The organism is Methylobacterium sp. CM6241 (genome assembly GCF_054817845.1).
In genome coordinates this window covers 2,544,867-2,561,672 of record NZ_CM139246.1, presented here as the reverse complement: position 1 = coordinate 2,561,672, position 16,806 = coordinate 2,544,867, and the positions used below count along the sequence as shown (strand labels likewise).

16 protein-coding genes are annotated in these 16,806 nt (G+C 65.3%); 3 read left to right on the top strand and 13 right to left on the bottom strand.

From position 1 onward, the window contains the following. The 4 genes from ACYQR9_RS11865 to ACYQR9_RS11850 all read right to left on the bottom strand — a co-directional run bounded on the left by ACYQR9_RS11865 (position 1) and on the right by ACYQR9_RS11850 (position 4,432). Complete coding sequence (locus ACYQR9_RS11865; RefSeq protein WP_461229683.1) at positions 1-867, bottom strand: SDR family oxidoreductase; 867 nt, start codon at positions 865-867, stop codon at positions 1-3. 10 nt (positions 868-877) lie between these two features. Next, a complete protein-coding gene (locus ACYQR9_RS11860) occupies positions 878-1,687 on the bottom strand; it encodes an SDR family NAD(P)-dependent oxidoreductase (protein ID WP_461229789.1) in 810 nt (269 codons plus the stop codon). 38 nt (positions 1,688-1,725) lie between these two features. Further along, the gene (locus ACYQR9_RS11855; protein WP_461229682.1) at positions 1,726-2,484 is read right to left on the bottom strand and encodes an enoyl-CoA hydratase-related protein; all 759 of its coding nucleotides are present in this window, start codon (positions 2,482-2,484) and stop codon (positions 1,726-1,728) included. A 181-nt stretch (positions 2,485-2,665) separates the two neighbouring features. After that, complete coding sequence (locus tag ACYQR9_RS11850) at positions 2,666-4,432, bottom strand: acyl-CoA dehydrogenase (RefSeq protein ID WP_461229681.1); 1,767 nt, start codon at positions 4,430-4,432, stop codon at positions 2,666-2,668. Positions 4,433-4,619: 187 nt separating this feature from the next. On the opposite strand from ACYQR9_RS11850, the gene ACYQR9_RS11845 reads away from it, so the two are divergent. Next, positions 4,620-5,612, top strand: a complete 993-nt coding sequence (locus ACYQR9_RS11845) for an L-threonylcarbamoyladenylate synthase (protein WP_461229680.1) — start codon at positions 4,620-4,622, stop codon at positions 5,610-5,612. A gap of 192 nt (positions 5,613-5,804) precedes the next feature. On the opposite strand, the gene wrbA is transcribed toward ACYQR9_RS11845, so the two are convergent. After that, positions 5,805-6,404: an NAD(P)H:quinone oxidoreductase gene (wrbA, locus tag ACYQR9_RS11840; RefSeq protein ID WP_461229788.1), complete on the bottom strand. Its 600-nt coding sequence runs from the start codon at positions 6,402-6,404 to the stop codon at positions 5,805-5,807. Between the two features lie 144 nt (positions 6,405-6,548). On the opposite strand from wrbA, the gene ACYQR9_RS11835 reads away from it, so the two are divergent. After that, positions 6,549-7,421: a LysR family transcriptional regulator gene (locus ACYQR9_RS11835; protein ID WP_461229679.1), complete on the top strand. Its 873-nt coding sequence runs from the start codon at positions 6,549-6,551 to the stop codon at positions 7,419-7,421. A gap of 1 nt (position 7,422) precedes the next feature. Here ACYQR9_RS11835 and greA read toward each other — a convergent pair whose 3' ends face one another. The 7 genes from greA to ACYQR9_RS11800 all read right to left on the bottom strand — a co-directional run bounded on the left by greA (position 7,423) and on the right by ACYQR9_RS11800 (position 15,175). Beyond that, the gene (gene greA / locus ACYQR9_RS11830; protein ID WP_461229678.1) at positions 7,423-7,884 is read right to left on the bottom strand and encodes a transcription elongation factor GreA; all 462 of its coding nucleotides are present in this window, start codon (positions 7,882-7,884) and stop codon (positions 7,423-7,425) included. A 42-nt stretch (positions 7,885-7,926) separates the two neighbouring features. Then, positions 7,927-8,913 (bottom strand): acrylyl-CoA reductase (NADPH), encoded by a 987-nt coding sequence (acuI, locus tag ACYQR9_RS11825; protein ID WP_461229677.1) that lies wholly within the window; start codon positions 8,911-8,913, stop codon positions 7,927-7,929. Between the two features lie 112 nt (positions 8,914-9,025). Beyond that, positions 9,026-9,631 (bottom strand): hypothetical protein, encoded by a 606-nt coding sequence (locus ACYQR9_RS11820; RefSeq protein ID WP_461229676.1) that lies wholly within the window; start codon positions 9,629-9,631, stop codon positions 9,026-9,028. Between the two features lie 207 nt (positions 9,632-9,838). Then, positions 9,839-10,864 (bottom strand): cell wall hydrolase, encoded by a 1,026-nt coding sequence (locus ACYQR9_RS11815; RefSeq protein ID WP_461229675.1) that lies wholly within the window; start codon positions 10,862-10,864, stop codon positions 9,839-9,841. 169 nt (positions 10,865-11,033) lie between these two features. Beyond that, on the bottom strand, positions 11,034-11,291 hold the full coding sequence (locus tag ACYQR9_RS11810; protein WP_461229674.1) for a hypothetical protein: 258 nt from the start codon (positions 11,289-11,291) through the stop codon (positions 11,034-11,036). A gap of 209 nt (positions 11,292-11,500) precedes the next feature. After that, a complete protein-coding gene (gene ppdK / locus ACYQR9_RS11805; RefSeq protein WP_461229673.1) occupies positions 11,501-14,179 on the bottom strand; it encodes a pyruvate, phosphate dikinase in 2,679 nt (892 codons plus the stop codon). Positions 14,180-14,533: 354 nt separating this feature from the next. Continuing rightward, the gene (locus ACYQR9_RS11800) at positions 14,534-15,175 is read right to left on the bottom strand and encodes a L,D-transpeptidase (RefSeq protein WP_461229672.1); all 642 of its coding nucleotides are present in this window, start codon (positions 15,173-15,175) and stop codon (positions 14,534-14,536) included. Between the two features lie 673 nt (positions 15,176-15,848). On the opposite strand from ACYQR9_RS11800, the gene ACYQR9_RS11795 reads away from it, so the two are divergent. Beyond that, the gene (locus ACYQR9_RS11795; RefSeq protein WP_461229671.1) at positions 15,849-16,292 is read left to right on the top strand and encodes a VOC family protein; all 444 of its coding nucleotides are present in this window, start codon (positions 15,849-15,851) and stop codon (positions 16,290-16,292) included. Positions 16,293-16,302: 10 nt separating this feature from the next. Here ACYQR9_RS11795 and ACYQR9_RS11790 read toward each other — a convergent pair whose 3' ends face one another. Beyond that, on the bottom strand, positions 16,303-16,746 hold the full coding sequence (locus ACYQR9_RS11790; RefSeq protein WP_056430138.1) for a cyclic nucleotide-binding domain-containing protein: 444 nt from the start codon (positions 16,744-16,746) through the stop codon (positions 16,303-16,305). Positions 16,747-16,806 lie beyond the last annotated feature (60 nt).

The following is a 16,806-nucleotide window of genomic DNA, read 5'->3' as shown; positions in this document are numbered from 1 at the left end:
TCAGGCGAGGGCCCCGGAAGGCGGTGTGTTCGCATCCGGCACGAAGAAGTCCGGCGCAAGGGGTATACCGGGTGTGACGCGGTATTGTGTGAAGTCCGTGACACCTTGCTCGGCGAGGAAGCTGTCGTCGATGAGGAAGCGGCCGGTGACCTCGCGGGAAGGCTTGAGAAACAGCGCATGGGCGGCATCCGCCATGATCTCCGGTTTGCGGCTCGCCTGGATCAGCGCCTCGCCGCCGAGGAGATTTCGTACGGCAGCCGTCGCGATGGTTGTGCGCGGCCAAAGGGCATTCACGGCGATGCCCTGGCGACGCAATTCGCCGGCGAGGCCGAGTACGCAGAGCGACATGCCGAACTTCGCCATCGTGTAGGCGAGATGCGGCGCGAACCACTTCTCCGCCATGTCGAGGGGCGGCGACAGCATCAGGATGTGCGGGTTCGGTGCCTTCTCCAGGTGGGGGATCGCGTATTTCGAGACCATGTAGGTGCCGCGGGTGTTGATCTGGTGCATCAGATCGAAGCGCTTCATCTCCGTCTGCGGCGTACGGGTGAGCGAAATCGCGCTCGCATTGTTCACGACGATATCGATCCCGCCGAAGGTTTCCGCCGTCCGCGCGATCGCTGCGGCGACACTGGCCTCGTCGCGCACGTCGACGAGGAGCGGCAGGGCCCGACCGCCTGCCGCCTCGATGGCCGCCGCCGCCGTATGGATGGTGCCTTCGAGCTTGGGATGCGGCGTCTCCGTCTTCGCGGCGATGGCGACGTTGGCGCCATCGCGCGCGGCGCGCAGGCCGATGGCGAGGCCGATGCCGCGCGAGGCCCCGGTGATGAACAGGGTCTTTCCCGCCAGGGAGTTCAAATCCATCATGCCCGTTTCCTCATGGTCCAATTTGAAAGCGCGGCGGCTGCGTGCCGTCTAGATCGGTGAAGCCGTATTCCGCGGCGAGATCGCCTGCATGGAGGATGTGCCCGGTACGGACATGGACGATGTGATCGGCGGCCAGGGCCGCCAGGGCCCGGCCGGCATAGAGCGGGCTTTCGGTTGCCCGGTCGGCATGGCCGTTGTCGCGGGCTCGCTCCGTGCCGACGAAACCCGGCGAGAGCCCGAGCACCGTGACGCGATGGGGTGCGAGGTCCTGGGCGCAGGCATAAGCGAGACGGTTCGTCGTCGCCTTGGCAAGGTCGTAGAACACGTCACCCAGATAGCCGGGCTGCGTATCGAACGAGGCGAACGCGATCAGCCCCCGTTTCGCAGAGACCATGGCAGGTGCGACCGCACGCGCCAGGAGAAGGGCCGGTAATGGGCCGGTTTCGAAGAAGGACGAGAGCGGCTCCACGGAGCGTCGCCAGAACGGGGTGCCCCATTCTACTCCATCGGCGTAGCGCTCGCCGTCGAAACCCTCATTGCCGCCCCAGACGCTGGAGACCGCGACATCGATCCGCCCGAAGCGGCGCAAAGCCCATTGGTCGAGGCGATCCACCTCCCGCTCGCTGGTATGGTCGCAGATGTAATGATGGCCGTGGCCGCCTGCGGCATCGACCGCACGGGCCGTATCCTCGATCGTCTCCGGCCTACCCTCGGTGCGAGGCCCCGTCTCGCTCGATCGTGCCGTGACGATCACCGTGGCGCCGGCTTCGCCCAATCCACGTGCAAGGCCCCGTCCGACGCCGCGCGAAGCCCCGGCCACGAGGCAGATCGCGTTGCTCAGGTCGGGCGCATTCCTGCTCACGGTGCTTTCGTTTTCCCGAGGAAGCGCGCGAAGGCTTCCTGCGCCTCAGGCGCTCGCAAGCGTTCTTCGAAGGCCACGGCCTCGGCTTCCAATGCGGCCTCGACGTCGGCCTGGTCGCCACGGATGAGCTTGCGGGTCGCCGCGACCGCCCCCCGTGGCAATCCGGCGAGGCGGGCGGCCTGGGCCATGGCGTGATCCTCCAGAAGGTCGGATGCGACGACATCGTTGACGAGACCCAGCCTCCGAGCCTCGTCGGCATCGAGGGGCTGTGACAACAGCAGGAGTTCGGTGGCCTTCAGGAGCCCGACCCGTCGCGGAAGCAGATAGGACGAGGCCGCCTCCGGCACGAGGCCGAGTTCTACGAACGGCATCCGGAACCGCGCCGCCGGGCTGGCATAAACGAGGTCGCAATGCAGCGTCAGCGTCGTGCCGATCCCCACCGCGATCCCGTCCACCGCCGCTACCATCGGCGTGGCGGTCCGGGCGAGCTGCCGGATGAAATGCAGGGCGGGTGCTTCCGTGAAAGGCCGTCGCGCACCCGCGACGAAATCGGCGAGGTCGTTGCCCGCGCTGAACGCGCCCGGCGCCCCGGCGAAAACGATGGCGCCGATGCTCTCCGATGAATCCGCCTGCGCGAGCGCTTCCCGCATGGCGTCGTACATCGCGCCGGTGAGCGCGTTCTTCTTGTCCGGCCGGTCGGGACGGATCAGGCGGACGCCGTCCGATGTGTCGTGGATCGCGATGTGCTCGGTCATGTGTGTCCTCGCTTTCCGGCGATCTCTCTCCCGTCTGGCCGCTAGTCCCTCTCCCCTCTGCGGGAGAGGGTGGCCCGCGAATGCGGGTTGGGAGAGGGGAGCGCGCCGTCCGGAGAGGTCGTCCCCTCTCCCGCCTGCTCCGCAGGCACCCTCCCCCGCAGAGGGGGGAGGGTCTTCGTACTCATCCCGCCAAGGCCAGCATACCGTCCTGCGTGAACCCGCCACCATCGACGACGCTCTGTTCCAACCCGTCCGCCGCCGTGAGCAGGTTCTCGGCGAAGAACCGCGCCAGCGCGATGCGGGCGCAGTGGGCGGGATCGGTCTCGCCGGTCTTGAGGGCGGCATTCGAGGCGAGCGCCGCAAGGGCGAGGCAGGTCGCGCCTTGTGCGAGGCCGAACAGGCGCAGATACGGCGTCGCTCCGGCCTGGGCCTCCTCCGGACGGTTCGAGGCCAGGGCCTTCAGCAGGAAACTCGTCGCCCGGTCGAGGCTTTCGATCCCGGCGCGCAGGCGCGGGCCGAGATGGCCGAAAGCGGGTGTCGCATCCTTCTGGACCGCCTCGGCCACGCGACGCATGGAGGCCAGCTGCGCCCTCACGGTGGCCCCGCCATTCAGCAGCAGCTTGCGCGCCACGAGGTCGATGGCCTGGATGCCGTTGGTGCCCTCGTAGATCGCCAGGATGCGTGCGTCGCGCATGTGCTGGGCCGCGCCCGTCTCCTCGACGAAGCCCATGCCGCCATGGACCTGGACGCCCAGAGACGTGACCTCGTTGGCGATGTCGGTGGAGAACGCCTTGGCTACGGGGGTCAGCAACGACGCCCGGTCGTTCGCTTGCTTGCCTTCGGGGCCGCGCGCGGCATCGAGGGCTTCGGCCGTGAGGTAGCAGATGCCGCGGGCGGCCGCCGTATAGGCTTTCATCGTCAGCAGCATCCGCTGCACGTCGGGATGCTCGACGATGGGGCTGACGGGATCGGACGAGCCCGCCGCCTTGCCCTGGCGACGGTCGCGGGCATAGGTCAGCGCCTGCTGGTAGGACCGTTCGGCGACGCCCACCCCCTGCAGCCCGACATTGAGCCGGGCCGAATTCATCATCGTGAACATGCAGGCGAGGCCACGGTTCTCCTCGCCGATCAGCCAGCCCGTGGCGCCGCCGTTATCGCCGAAAGCCATCGAGCAGGTCGGCGAGCCATGAATGCCGAGCTTATGTTCCAGCCCCGAGCAGCGCAGGTCGTTGTGGCTGCCGTCGGGAAGGATCTTCGGCACCAGGAACAGGGAGATGCCGCGCGTTCCGGCCGGGGCGTCCTTCAGCCGGGCGAGGACGAGATGGACGATGTTGTCCGCCATGTCGTGCTCGCCATAGGTGATGTAGATCTTCGACCCGACGATGCGGTAGCTCCCGTCCCCCGCCGGCTCGGCGCGGCTGCGCAGGAGGGACAGGTCCGAACCCGCCTGGGGCTCGGTGAGGTTCATCGTGGCGGTCCACTCGCCGGAGACGAGTTTTTCGAGATAGCGCTCCTTCAGGTCCTCGGAACCGTGTTTCGACAGCGCTTCGATCCCGCCGGCGGTCAGGAGCGGGCACAGCGCGAAGCTGATGCTGCCGGCATTCCACATCTCGCTGCAGGCGGCGTTGAGGAGCAGTGGAAGCCCTTGACCGCCATATTCGGGTTCGGCGCTCAGGCCGTTCCAACCGCCCTCGATCCAGGTGCGATACGCGTCGGGCCAGCCCGGCGACGTGGTCACGGCACCGTCCTCGAGGCGCGCGCCCTGCCGATCCCCGATGGTGTTGAGGGGCGCGATCACGGCGTCGGCCACCCGGCCGGCCTCTTGCAGGATCGCGTCCGCATCCTCCAACGTCAGGTCGCCATGGGCGCCCGAGGCGATGGCGGCATCGAGCCGAGCGACATGGCGCAAGGCAAAGCTGATCTCGGCAACCGGCGTGCGATAGCTCATGGACGTATCTCCCGCGTCGTCTCGAGCGACGCTTCACCCTGTGTTTGGCGCGCGAGCCGACCCGGCGACAGGTCGGTCACGTCGTTCGCCGATAGGCATAGGCAAGACCGCATCGCGGGGATAGGCAGTCGCTGGAGCAGGACACCGCACGACGCCGCACGTCATCCGGGCAGGAGATAGTTTAGATATGAACGATCTCGCGTCAATCCCCGGCCAGACCTTGATGCTCGGTATCGACGAGGCTGGAATCGAGCGATCCGCGAATCTCCTTCGCGCGGGCGCTCTGGTCGCCTTTCCCACGGAGACCGTCTACGGGCTCGGCGCCGACGCCACCGATTCCGATGCCGTCGCGCGGATCTACACGGCGAAGAATCGCCCGAGCTTCAACCCCCTGATTGCCCATGTGCCAGGTCTCGACGCGGCCCGGCGCGAAGGCGTCTTCGACGAGATCGCCCTGCGTCTCGCGGCCGCGTTCTGGCCGGGACCGCTGACCCTCGTCGTTCCGGTCGCCCCGGGGGGGACGGTCAGTGACCTCGGCCGAGCCGGTCTTCCCAGCGTCGCCCTGCGCATCCCGGCCAGTCCCGTCGCCCTCTCCCTTCTGGAGAGGGTCGGGCGGCCGGTGGTGGCGCCCTCTGCCAACCGGTCGGGACGTGTGAGCCCGACGCGAGCCGAGCATGTCCTCGCCGATCTCGACGGTCGTATCGCCGCGATCCTCGATGGCGGGAGCACCTCGGTCGGCCTGGAATCCACCGTCATCGCTTGTCTCGACGGTCGGGCACGCCTGCTCCGCCCCGGCGGTGTGACGCGGGAGGTGGCGGAAGCGGTTTTGGGCTTTGCCCTCGATACCGGAAACCATCCTGGCGAGGCACCGATCGGCCCCGGTCTCCTCGCTTCGCATTACGCTCCTCGGGCGGCCGTGCGACTTGACGCGTTGCGGATCGAGCCGGATGAGGCGGTTCTGCTGTTCGGGCGAGATGTACCGCCCGGTACGGACGCAGCGAAAGCGCGCCTCAACCTCAGCGAGACCGGCAGCCTCGAAGAGGCAGCGTCCGCTCTCTTCTCCGCCCTACGCCATCTGGACGCTGCCGGTACCGGGATCATCGCGGTCGCTCCGATCCCCCGGACGGGCCTCGGCGAGGCGATCAACGACAGGCTACGCCGGGCGGCGGCGCCCCGCTGAAATTATTTCTTGGTTTGAGGGAACCGAGTCGGCGCGAAGGCGTTCAACTATCACGAAGGTCAGTTCAGCCCCCAAATGACCTTCTCCCTTTCAAGGCTCGGATTCGTCCGAGTCTTTTTTCTTGCGTGCAATTGGTGAACGACCAAACGAGCCTCGCACCATGTGCGAGGCTCGTCACCAACCCGACGTCGATCAGACGGCGAGCTTGGCGGCGATGCCGGCGACATGTTTGCCCTGGTACCGGGCACCATCGAGTTCGACACCGCTCGGCTGACGGCTTCCGTCGCCATCGGCGATCGTCGAGGCACCATAGGGCGTGCCCCCCTTCACCTGCTCGACACCGTTCTGGCCGGGGAAAGAATAGGGCAATCCCACGATGACCATGCCGTGGTGCAGGAGCACGGTGTGGAAGCTGGTGAGTGTCGTCTCCTGGCCGCCATGCTGTGACGCCGTGGATGTGAAGACCGAGCCGACCTTTCCGACCAGCTTACCCTGCGCCCAGAGGCCGCCGGTCTGATCGATGAACTGCTTCATCTGGGCAGTCATGTTGCCGTAGCGTGTGGGCGTACCGAAGATGATCGCATCATAATCGGCCAGTTCGTCCACGGTGGCGATGGGGGCCTGCTGGTCGAGCTTGTAGTGGAACTGCTTGGCGACCTCGTCGGGAACGAGTTCCGGGACACGCTTCACGCTGACATCGGCCCCGGCTTCGCGGGCACCCTCAGCGACGGCGTTCGCCATCTGCTCCACATGTCCCCAGGACGAGTAATAGAGGACCAGAACCTTCGTCATCATTCTCACTCCAGATCGAAAGACGCCGCAACGCAGCTTTGTGCAGTGGCCGATATTGGTGAGGACGGGCCTTGCGGAAATGCCCTACTCTGCAAAATTCGTCTTGCGTCAATGCAAGGTCGCAACGGTTCGATGGGGTGCTGCGTGGCCGATTGGGACGATTTCCGCCTCGTGCGCGCGATCGCCGAGCAGGGTGGCCTGACCCGTGCCGCCGATCATCTCGGCATCAATCATTCGACCGCGTTCCGCCGCCTCTCTGCCATCGAGTCGTCGATCCAGGCACGGCTCTTCGAGCGGCACCGGTCGGGCTATGTTCCCACCGAGGCGGGTCGCGCCATGATCCTCGCCGCCTGTCGGATGGATGACACTGTCGCGCAGTTCAACCGTGAACTCGCGGGCCAATCGTCGGAGCCTGCCGGTGATGTGCGCATCACCGCACCGGCGGGCCTCGCAACCGGAGTCCTCATGCCGATCTTCGCGGGGTTTCGACGACGCTACCCGCGTATCTGCCTCGAACTCGTTCTGGCCGAGGAATCGCTCAATCTCTGCAAGGATGCCGATGTGGCGATCCGAGCTAGTGATCGACCACCGCCCAACCTCGTCGGACGACGCTTAGCGACCAGCAACTGTGCCATCTACGGGACACAGGATTACGTGGGTCGCGCTATGGCCGACAGTCCATGGGTCTATCCGAGCGCTGCCGTGGCAGGCGGTCGATTCGCCGCCTTCGCGAAATCCCGCATCGCGGCGGGAAACGTCGCCATTTCGATCAACACGGTGCTGGGCCTGCGCGAGGCGATCGAGGCCGGGTGCGGTATCGGACCGCTACCGCGCTGGGAGGCGGATACTCGTCCAAACCTGTTCCGCCTTTCAGAGAACGAACCCGAACTCGCGACCTCGCTCTGGGTTCTGACCCACGCCGAGCTGCGTCATGCTCCACGGGTCAGAGCGCTCATGGATGTCATCGCCACCGAAATCGCGGCGATGCGGCCATTGATCGAAGGGATCGGTTCCTAATTCACCCGATGGCTTCGATTTCGATCTCGTGGCCATTCACCTCGACGGTATCGCCCACGCTTTTCCCCGTCAGAGCCTTCGCCATCGGTGAAACGTAGGAAATCGAGCCCTTGGTCGGATCCGCCTCGTCTTCGCCAACGATGCGGAATTTCTGCTTGGCACCGTCCTCTTTCAGGATCGAGACCGTCGACCCAAAATGGACCGTCTCGCCATCCATCGGCTCGACGAGTTCGGCCGAGCCGAGACGCGCGGTCCAATAGGCCAGTTCACGGGTGACACGGGCCTCATCGGCCTTGGCGCCAGCCGTCAGCGCGGAAAATTCCGACTGCAGCCGAGCGACTTCGGCTTCCATCTGGGCGAGACCCTGGGGGGTGACGAAATTGGTGTGGGGCGAGATGGGGCGATCGGGAAGATCCTCGAACGCTTCTCCGCCTTCGCGCTCTTTGATAAATGCACTGCTCATGAAGACGGCAATGCTCCGCAATCATAACGGTTCCGCTCCGGGTCACCCGATGGTGACGACGGTGCGGCCACGCGTCCGCCCCTCGAGGATTTCCTCGGCGAGCGTCCCCACCTCCGAAAGTGGCACTGTGCTCGTCATTTTGGCGAGGAGGCTTCGGTCGAGGTCCCGCGCGATCCGCGCCCAGGCTTCCCTGCGCTTTGGCAACGGGGTGGTGACACTGTTGATGCCGAACAGCGTCACGCCGCGCAGGATAAAGGGTGCCACCGAGGTCGGCAGGTCCATGCCTCCGGCGAGGCCGCAGGCCGCGATGGCACCGTCGGCCTTGGTGGATGCGAGGAGATTGGCGAGCGTCGTCGAGCCGACGGCATCGATGCCCGCTGCCCAGCGCTCTTTCGCCAGAGGCTTTCCGGGATTCGCGAGCTCGCTCCGGTCCATGATCTCGGCAGCGCCCAGCGACGTCAGGTAATCCGCCTCGCCCGAACGACCGGTCACGGCGATGACATGCCATCCAGCCTTGGCAAGCAGCGCCACGGCGACCGATCCGACACCGCCGGACGCACCCGTAACGATGGCGGGGCCGTCGGCAGGGGTGAGGCCGTGGGAATCGAGGGCCATGACGCAGAGCATGGCGGTATAGCCGGCGGTCCCCACCGCCATCGCCTCTTCGGGCTTCAGCCCATCCGGCAACGGCACGAGCCAGTCGCCCTTCACCCGCGCTCGCTCCGCATAGGCGCCGAGATGGCTCTCGCCCACACCCCAGCCGGTGAGCACGACGGCGTCGCCGGGCTTGTAGTCGGGATGGTCCGAAGTCTCCACGATGCCGGAAAAGTCGATGCCGGGGATCATCGGGAAACGTCGCACGACGGGCGAACGGCCGGTCATAGCCAATCCGTCCTTGTAGTTGAGGGTCGAATGCGTGACCCGCACGGTGACGTCGCCGTCCATGAGATCTGCTTCGTCGAAATCCGTGAAGCGGAGATTCTGTCCCGCTTCGCTCTTTTCGATCACCCACGCCTTGAACGTCGCCATATCCGCCGGTCTCCTCTCGCCTAGAAGGTGACCTGTGTCGAGGGCGCCCTGAATCAAGACGGCCCCGGGCGGTGAGACGCCCGAGGCCGAGACGACGTCGCCGCGGATCAGATCAATATCCGTCGTAAATGCTGCCGGTGGAGAAGCCGAGGCCGACACCGACATCGGCCGAACTCGCACCGGTGATGCCGAACGCATCGGGAATAGAGCCGATCAGAGGAGCGCGGGGGGAGCCGGCATAGCCGCTTCGATAGCCGCCACCATGAGCGGGCACCCAGCCCGACCGTCCGCGCGAGACCAGGACGGTGCGCTGGACGCTGGCATATTCCGCAGGGATCGTCTCGGGGATCGTCTGGCCAGGCTGGGCCAGGATGCGGCGATGGCGCGTTGCGAAGCGCGGCGGAACGTCGACCCAGCAGCCGATCATCTGGCCGTAGGCGTCCCGGCGTGTCTGCCAGACGCGGCCGCCCGGAGAGATCTGGACTTGTTCGGCGACAGTCTCGAACACCGGGGGAATGGAGCGATAGACGGTCCGCGCCGGGCGGACGAGAACGCGCTCGGAGACGGTGTCGTAGACGGGCGGCGTAGTGACGTGACGGTAGCATTCGGCGCCGCCACAGCCTCCGGCCTGGGCCGATGTCGCGAGAATCGAGGTACCGAGCAAGGCGCCGGCAAGGGCGAAGGCGGACAGCGTGAAATGGGCGACCGGCGCGGTCATGATGAAATCCTCGACTCTAAAACGCGATGTGATTGGCGTGCGGCCCATGACGGCACGCACCCCTCGACGCATTAGAGGCGGTCAAGTTGCGCTCGGAGCAAGCTGTATTGCAGATCAGGGTAAAATTAACCCTGGCTTAAGACTACGCAATTTTCACTCTGCTTAAGTAAAGCGTGCGATGTCGATTCACGAGGCGTTAAACCGGATTCAGGTCTGACCGCGCTTGAGCTGGTAGAAGATGTGGCGGCCGATCACGTCCATCTTTTTCAGGCGCCTCGACCAGCCCGGCTTTACGTAATCGGCGTGATAATGCGTGGCGCCACCGACCTCGCTGAGATAGGTCCGCCCCTCGATGACCGCGCTGGCGATGCGGCTGGCGCTCTGCCAGGACGGGCCGTCGGTGATGCGCAGCGATTTGCCTTCGCAAGCGAAGGAGAACTGGCAGCCCATATAGCGATGCCGGTTCTGGTAGACGACACCGCAGACATTCGACGGGTAGAGGCCGCTCTTGACGCGGTTCAGAACCACCTGGGCCACGGCGGCCTGACCGTCCTCGGGCTCGCTCCGGGCTTCGAAATAGACAGCCTCGGCGAGGCAGCGCTGTTCCCGATCGATGGAATCGGGGCCGATCAGGTCGGCATAGCGATGCCGGGCGTCCTCGGGGGTGGCGTCGGCGATGCCCGGTGCAAAGTCTTTCCTTGGCGAGAAGCCGGGGATCATCAGGCTCGCCGCCGCGACTTCGATGGGCGTGGCATCAGCCGGGGCCGGTGTCGTCGACGACAGGGCGACGGCGCGCGGGATGGCGGGTGTAGCACCGTCCGAGGGCTCATCGCCTTCGTCGTCGCTGGCCGCTTCCTGCGGGAGGGTGAAGCCGGAATTCGGCTCCAGGTCTGGCGACCAGATCGCGGAGCCGGGAACCAGCATTCCCGCATCGCTGCCCGAAAGGTTTACGTTGACGACGGGCACTTTCCCAATCTGGCCAGCGCCTGCCTCGTGGTTCGGGTAGAGCCGCTCCGTCGCCTTCGCATCGACACGGCGGCGGATTCCCGGCGTATCGTGGGGGAGCCGCAGGGCGATCCTGGCCACGCCCTGTCCCGTCAGACCGGAGGCGGAATGGTCGGTTCCGGCGCTTGCCGTGAAGGAGACGACGAAGCCCAGGGCGAGGGTCCAGGGCACCATCGAGGCGCGAAACCAGGGCCGTTGGCTAGGGCGGCGAACGCGTTTCGTACTCACGACCAAACAACCCGGTTAAGGACCTGACCTCACTGTCGCCGCGCATGGGGGAGCAGAAGGTACGATCCAAACTATCGGGCGTTATGGTTGCGAGTGTCTTAAGAAGACGCGCGGGATCACGTGCCGCGAAGACCTTGATCGGCCCCCACGAAAACCTGCAACACGTCCCTTAAAGGCTTCCGGGCCGGCCGTGTGTGACCGCTAGGGCGCCTACGAGAGCATTGATGCTGGAGCGTCCCTTGGTTTCGGCGATGCGCTCTGCATCAGTATTGCTTTGGGTCGCGACAGCGAAGATGAGAAGGGCGATGGTCGCAAGGCCGCCGAGCGCCGAGACGACCCAGAAATAGGCCTGCTGGACGACCCGCGGTACCGGCACGGCATGCGAGGTTTCAGAGAGAAAAACAGGGGGTTGGCTCGAGTCGCTCATGGTCGGCGTTCCCGCGCGTTCAAAGCCATCCCACCCAGCCGGGAGCGTCGTCGCGCTTTGGTCTGGCACTAGCACTCAACGTGCCGAAGCGACATCGGTTCAAGGGGTATTCGGAGATTTATTCAACGACATTTCTCCTGGCGCAGCGCGACGAAAAAGGGCGGCCATCGGCCGCCCTTTCAGGTCTTCCTGTCCTGATGGACCGGCACTCAGCCGCGAGTCTTGTCCCGCGTAGCGAGGGCTGCCTGGGCGGCAGCGAGGCGCGCGATCGGCACGCGATAGGGCGAGCAGGAGACGTAATCGAGCCCGACCTCCTGGCAGAAATGGATCGAGGCCGGATCGCCGCCATGCTCGCCGCAGATGCCGAGCTTGATGTCGGGACGGACCGCCCTGCCCCGCTCGACGCCGATGCGAACGAGTTCGCCCACGCCTTCCTGATCGATCGAGATGAAGGGATCGGCGGACAGGATGCCCTTCTGGGTATAGGCCCCGAGGAACGTCGCGGCGTCGTCGCGCGAGATGCCGAGCGCGGTCTGCGTCAGGTCGTTGGTGCCGAAGGAGAAGAACTCGGCGGTCTTGGCGATGTCGCCCGCGCGAAGGGCCGCACGCGGCAACTCGATCATGGTGCCGACCTGATAGGACAGCGTCGCGCCAGTCTCCTCTGTGACGGCCTTCGCCATGGCGTCGATGCGCGCCTTGACGATGTCGAACTCCATCTGGGTGAAGACCAGCGGAACCATGATCTCGGCGGTGACGGGGGCATCCGTCTCCTTGGCGGCCTGGACGGCGGCCTCGAAGATGGCGCGGGCCTGCATCTCCGCGATCTCCGGGAAGGCGATGGCGAGGCGGCAGCCACGGAAGCCGAGCATCGGATTGAACTCGTGCAGCTCGGTCATCCGGCGGCGGAGCTTCTCCTCGGACACGCCGGTGCTCTTGGCGACGTCCTGCACTTCCGCATCGGTATGCGGCAGGAACTCGTGCAGCGGCGGATCGAGCAGACGGATCGTCACCGGCAGGCCCGACATGATCGTGAACAGCTCGACGAAGTCCTGGCGCTGATAGGGCAGGATCTTTGCCAGGGCCGAACGGCGGCCTTCTACGTCGTCGGCGAGGATCATCTCGCGAACGGCGACGATGCGGTCCCCTTCGAAGAACATGTGCTCGGTACGGCACAGGCCGATACCCTCGGCCCCGAAGTTGCGGGCGGCGCGGGCATCGGTGGGCGTGTCGGCATTGGTGCGCACCTTCATGGTGCGAACCTTGTCGGCCCAGCCCATCAGGGTCGCGAATTCACCGGAGAGCGACGGCTCCAGCATCTTCACTTCGCCGAGGAGGACCTGGCCGGTGGAGCCGTCGATGGTGATCTTGTCGCCGGCCTTCAGCGTCGTGCCCGCCACCGTGAGGGTGCCGGCCTTGTAATCGACGCGGATCGTGCCGACGCCCGAGACGCAGGGCTTGCCCATGCCGCGGGCGACCACCGCGGCGTGCGAGGTCATGCCGCCGCGCGTGGTGAGGATGCCCTCGGAGGCGTGCATCCCGTGGATGTCCTCGGGGCTCGTCTCGATCCGCACGAGGATACACTTGCGCTCGGCCTTGCGGGCGGCCTCGGCATCCTCGGAATTGAACACGATCTCGCCGGTGGCCGCACCCGGCGATGCCGGCAGGCCGGAGGCGATGATCTTGCGCTCGGCTTTCGGGTCGATGGTGGGGTGGAGCAGCTGGTCGAGGGCGGCGGGCTCTACCCGGCCGATCGCCTCCTCCTCGGTGATCAAGCCTTCGGCGGCGAGATCCACGGCGATGCGCAGAGCCGCCTTGGCGGTGCGCTTGCCGTTGCGGGTCTGGAGCATCCAGAGCTTTCCGCTCTCGATGGTGAACTCCATGTCCTGCATGTCGCGGTAATGGGTCTCGAGCAGCCCATAGATCCGTACCAGCTCGGCATAGGATTCGGGCATCGCCCGCTCCATCGACGGCTTGTCGGACTTGGCCTCGATCCGTGCCTTCTCGGTGATGTCCTGCGGGGTGCGGATGCCCGCCACCACGTCTTCGCCCTGGGCGTTGATGAGGAACTCGCCGTAGAGCGCCCGCTCGCCGGTGGAGGGGTTGCGGGTGAAGGCGACGCCCGTGGCCGAGGTGTCGCCCATATTGCCGAACACCATGGCCTGGACGTTGACCGCCGTGCCCCAACTCTCGGGGATGCCGTTGAGCTCGCGGTACTTCTTGGCGCGCGGAATCATCCACGAGCTGAACACCGCGCCGATGGCGCCCCAGAGCTGGTCTTCGGCACCCTGCGGGAAGTCGGCGCCGTGCTCGTCGCGGACGATCTTCTTGTAGAGACCGATCATGTGCTTCCAGTCCTCGGCACCGAGTTCGGTATCGAGGCTGAAGCCCTTGGTCTCCTTGTAATGCTCCAGCGCCTCCTCGAAGGCGTGGTGCTCCACATCGAGTACCACGTTCGAGTACATGGTGATGAAGCGGCGGTAGGAATCGTAGGCGAAGCGCGGATCGCCGGAGCCTTCGGCCAGGGCCTCGACGGTTGTGTCGTTCAGGCCGAGATTCAGCACCGTGTCCATCATGCCCGGCATGGAAGCGCGAGCACCGGAGCGGACCGAGACGAGAAGCGGGTTCTTCGGGTCACCGAAGCCGCGGCCGGTAAGAGCTCCGACAGCATCGAGCGCGGCCTGGACCTCGGCCTTCAGTTCCGTAGGGTACTGACGATCGTTGTCGTAATACCAGGTGCAGACTTCAGTCGTGATGGTGAAACCCGGAGGCACTGGGAGACCGAGATTGGACATCTCGGCGAGGTTTGCGCCCTTGCCTCCGAGGAGGTTGCGCATGGAGGATTGACCCTCCGCCTTGCCGTCGCCGAACGAGTAGACCCACTTCGCCATCGCCAATGATCCGCTTGCAACAATCGGGGATGTCATACCCCTAGATGCCCCGTTGAACCATTGCATGCTGCAATGCAAGATGAACGGCCCTTAGGCGGTCATCACGCGTAACGGGCAGCGGGATTTGTCATCCGATCATGACACAGGGTTAAGACATCTTCATTCCTGTGATCGACGAACAGGATTCTGATTCGTCTATCTGTCGGCTCGTGGCTGGTTGCTGAGGCCCCCGACGGGGATCGGGGGGCATCATCGAATGACCCGGTGAACATCACCCGTCATTCGCCTAAACCCGCATTCCAAAGCTCCAGGAAAACGGGTCGAATCCGCCATGCCGACGGCTTGGCTTGGCATTCAGGCGCGATATTTTCCGTTGCGCTTGACCAGCACCCGCGTGCCGACGGGGACGCGCTCGAACAGATCGACGATGTCCTCGTTCAGCATGCGGACGCAGCCGGAGGACATCTGTTCACCGATGCTCCAGGGTTCGTTGGTGCCATGGATGCGGAACAGGATGTCCCGATTGTTCTGGTAGAGATAGAGGGCGCGGGCCCCCAGCGGATTGTCCACCCCGCCCTTGCGGGTCCTCGGCAGGTCGGGGTTGAGGGAGACCATCGTGGTGGTGGGGCTCCAATCCGGCCACACGCCCTTTCGTCCGACCTTCGCTTCGCCTTTCCAGGAGAAGCCGAGCTTTCCGACGCCGATGCCGTATTGCCGGGCCGTGCCGTCCTCCTGCACCAGGGCGAGCTGGCGGTTGTCGATGTCGACGACGATGGTGCCCGGCTTTTCCGCCCCGGTATAGCGAACCACCTGCCGACGATATTTCGGATCGAGCCGCGACGTATCCACCAGCGGCACGTCGTAGGGCTTATCCGGCATCGAACCCGTATACCAGGCGGCCTCATCATCCTGCGCCACGGTCATGGGCCCACGAGAATTGCATGCGGCCAATGGAGCGATGACGAGCAGGCTGAGAAGGACACGGCGGATATGCATCGAGGGCTCCACGAAAGTGGTCGTCGGGCGGATCATTGCCCTCATGACTACCGTCCGATGGCCGACGATGTTGTGTCTTTCACGTCGCAGCAGGAGGGAACATGCCCGCCATCTCCGCTTTACGAGAGGCAGTGCTCGCGGATTCAGCTCGTCTGGCTCAGCTGATCTTGATCGTTCGGCGCGCTGACGCCGAGCCGTTTTCCGTCCCGCTCGCTCGTCTCAAGCGGTGTGCCGACAGGAAGGCCTGACCACGGGGAGTGTCGTTCGGAGCCCGGCCCGCAGGTTCGGGTCTTTCGCGACATCGACCGTCAGGCTGATCCCATCGCAATCGGCCTGGCACCGAAGACGAGGCTGCGGAACTACGGAATGTCGAAGGCTGGGCCGCTGTCCCATCTTCACCTTGCGTTGATATCTTGACGAACGATGATCTCCGGGGCGCCGTACATGCGGACGTGAAGCATCGTAATCTCCAGTGCGGCCTGAAGCCGAACTTTCGGTTAGGGCTCCCATCCCACGGAGTGGTGTTCCCGGTTGAGTTGCCCTTCTCGAGCTCGATAACTTATCTCAGGTTGAGTTCGGTCGATGCGCTGAGGCAAGCTGCGTTGCTCCGCCGGGCCGGGCGGGGCATGCTCGACCCCGATGCGGCAGGGCCGCCGGAAACCGAGACGACGTGATGGCCGATACGCAAACCTTCACCACGACCGAGGTCGACGAGCCCCTCGCCGACCTCGCGCCGGCGATTCATCTCGACCATTGCGTCATCCACGTCTCCGATTGGGAGCGCTCGACTGCGTTCTATCGCGACGTGCTGGGCGCGGAGGTGATCTCTCGCGGGAAGGGCTTCGCCTATCGGTTCGGCGGCGTTCAATTGAACGTCCACGGCCCCGGCCTGTCGCCGACTCCGCTGGCCGAACGCCCGGTGATGCCGGGCGGCAGTGATCTTTGCTTTCGGTGGTCAGGGTCCATCGACGACGCGCTCACGCATCTCGCGGCGAAGGGCGTCCCCGTCGAACTCGGTCCTGTCGAGCGCAATGGCGCCGCCGGTACGGGGATCAGCGTTTATTTTCGCGACCCCGATGGTTCGTTGATGGAATTCATCACCTATCCGACGGATTGACGGTGCCGCCTCAGCTGCGCCGTTCCGCCAGCTGCTGGTTCGTATGTTCGAGACGCAGGGCGAGTTCACGCATCACCGCGATGCTGATTTGCGGAAACTGAGCCAGCAATTCGAGGAACACCGTCCTGTCGATCCGCAAGGCGGTGATCGCTGTGTCGGCCTGCACGGTGGCAGAGCGCGGCTGGTCGGCCAGGATGCCCATTTCGCCGACCAACGCGTTCGCCCCGAGAAGGGCGAGCCGGAATGGGCCGAACGGCCCGTCGATGGTGACGGCGGCTGAACCGTCGAGAATGAGATACGCGGCATCCGCCACATCGCCGCGGGCGAAGAGCTGTTGCCCCGCTTCGAAATGTACCCGCTCACTGGTGAAGGCCAGGAGCTTCAGGCGGGACGGTTCTACCCCGCGAAAGAGCGGCACCTGTCGGAGTGACGAGACCTCAGTGTCGAGGGTCATGATGGGACGACCATTCTGAGCGCTCCGCTGGAAGACGCTGACCGATGGGCGCCTTCATCC

What these genes read in the sequence shown, in the direction of transcription:
- ACYQR9_RS11865 (WP_461229683.1), bottom strand. Translation starts at nt 867, where the DNA reads ATGATGGATTTGAACTCCCTGGCGGGAAAGACCCTGTTCATCACCGGG.
- ACYQR9_RS11855 (WP_461229682.1), bottom strand. Translation starts at nt 2,484, where the DNA reads ATGACCGAGCACATCGCGATCCACGACACATCGGACGGCGTCCGCCTG.
- ACYQR9_RS11850 (WP_461229681.1), bottom strand. Translation starts at nt 4,432, where the DNA reads ATGAGCTATCGCACGCCGGTTGCCGAGATCAGCTTTGCCTTGCGCCAT.
- ACYQR9_RS11845 (WP_461229680.1), top strand. Translation starts at nt 4,620, where the DNA reads ATGAACGATCTCGCGTCAATCCCCGGCCAGACCTTGATGCTCGGTATC.
- wrbA (WP_461229788.1), bottom strand. Translation starts at nt 6,404, where the DNA reads ATGACGAAGGTTCTGGTCCTCTATTACTCGTCCTGGGGACATGTGGAG.
- greA (WP_461229678.1), bottom strand. Translation starts at nt 7,884, where the DNA reads ATGAGCAGTGCATTTATCAAAGAGCGCGAAGGCGGAGAAGCGTTCGAG.
- acuI (WP_461229677.1), bottom strand. Translation starts at nt 8,913, where the DNA reads ATGGCGACGTTCAAGGCGTGGGTGATCGAAAAGAGCGAAGCGGGACAG.
- ACYQR9_RS11820 (WP_461229676.1), bottom strand. Translation starts at nt 9,631, where the DNA reads ATGACCGCGCCGGTCGCCCATTTCACGCTGTCCGCCTTCGCCCTTGCC.
- ACYQR9_RS11810 (WP_461229674.1), bottom strand. Translation starts at nt 11,291, where the DNA reads ATGAGCGACTCGAGCCAACCCCCTGTTTTTCTCTCTGAAACCTCGCAT.
- ppdK (WP_461229673.1), bottom strand. Translation starts at nt 14,179, where the DNA reads ATGGCGAAGTGGGTCTACTCGTTCGGCGACGGCAAGGCGGAGGGTCAA.
- ACYQR9_RS11800 (WP_461229672.1), bottom strand. Translation starts at nt 15,175, where the DNA reads ATGCATATCCGCCGTGTCCTTCTCAGCCTGCTCGTCATCGCTCCATTG.
- ACYQR9_RS11795 (WP_461229671.1), top strand. Translation starts at nt 15,849, where the DNA reads ATGGCCGATACGCAAACCTTCACCACGACCGAGGTCGACGAGCCCCTC.
- ACYQR9_RS11790 (WP_056430138.1), bottom strand. Translation starts at nt 16,746, where the DNA reads ATGACCCTCGACACTGAGGTCTCGTCACTCCGACAGGTGCCGCTCTTT.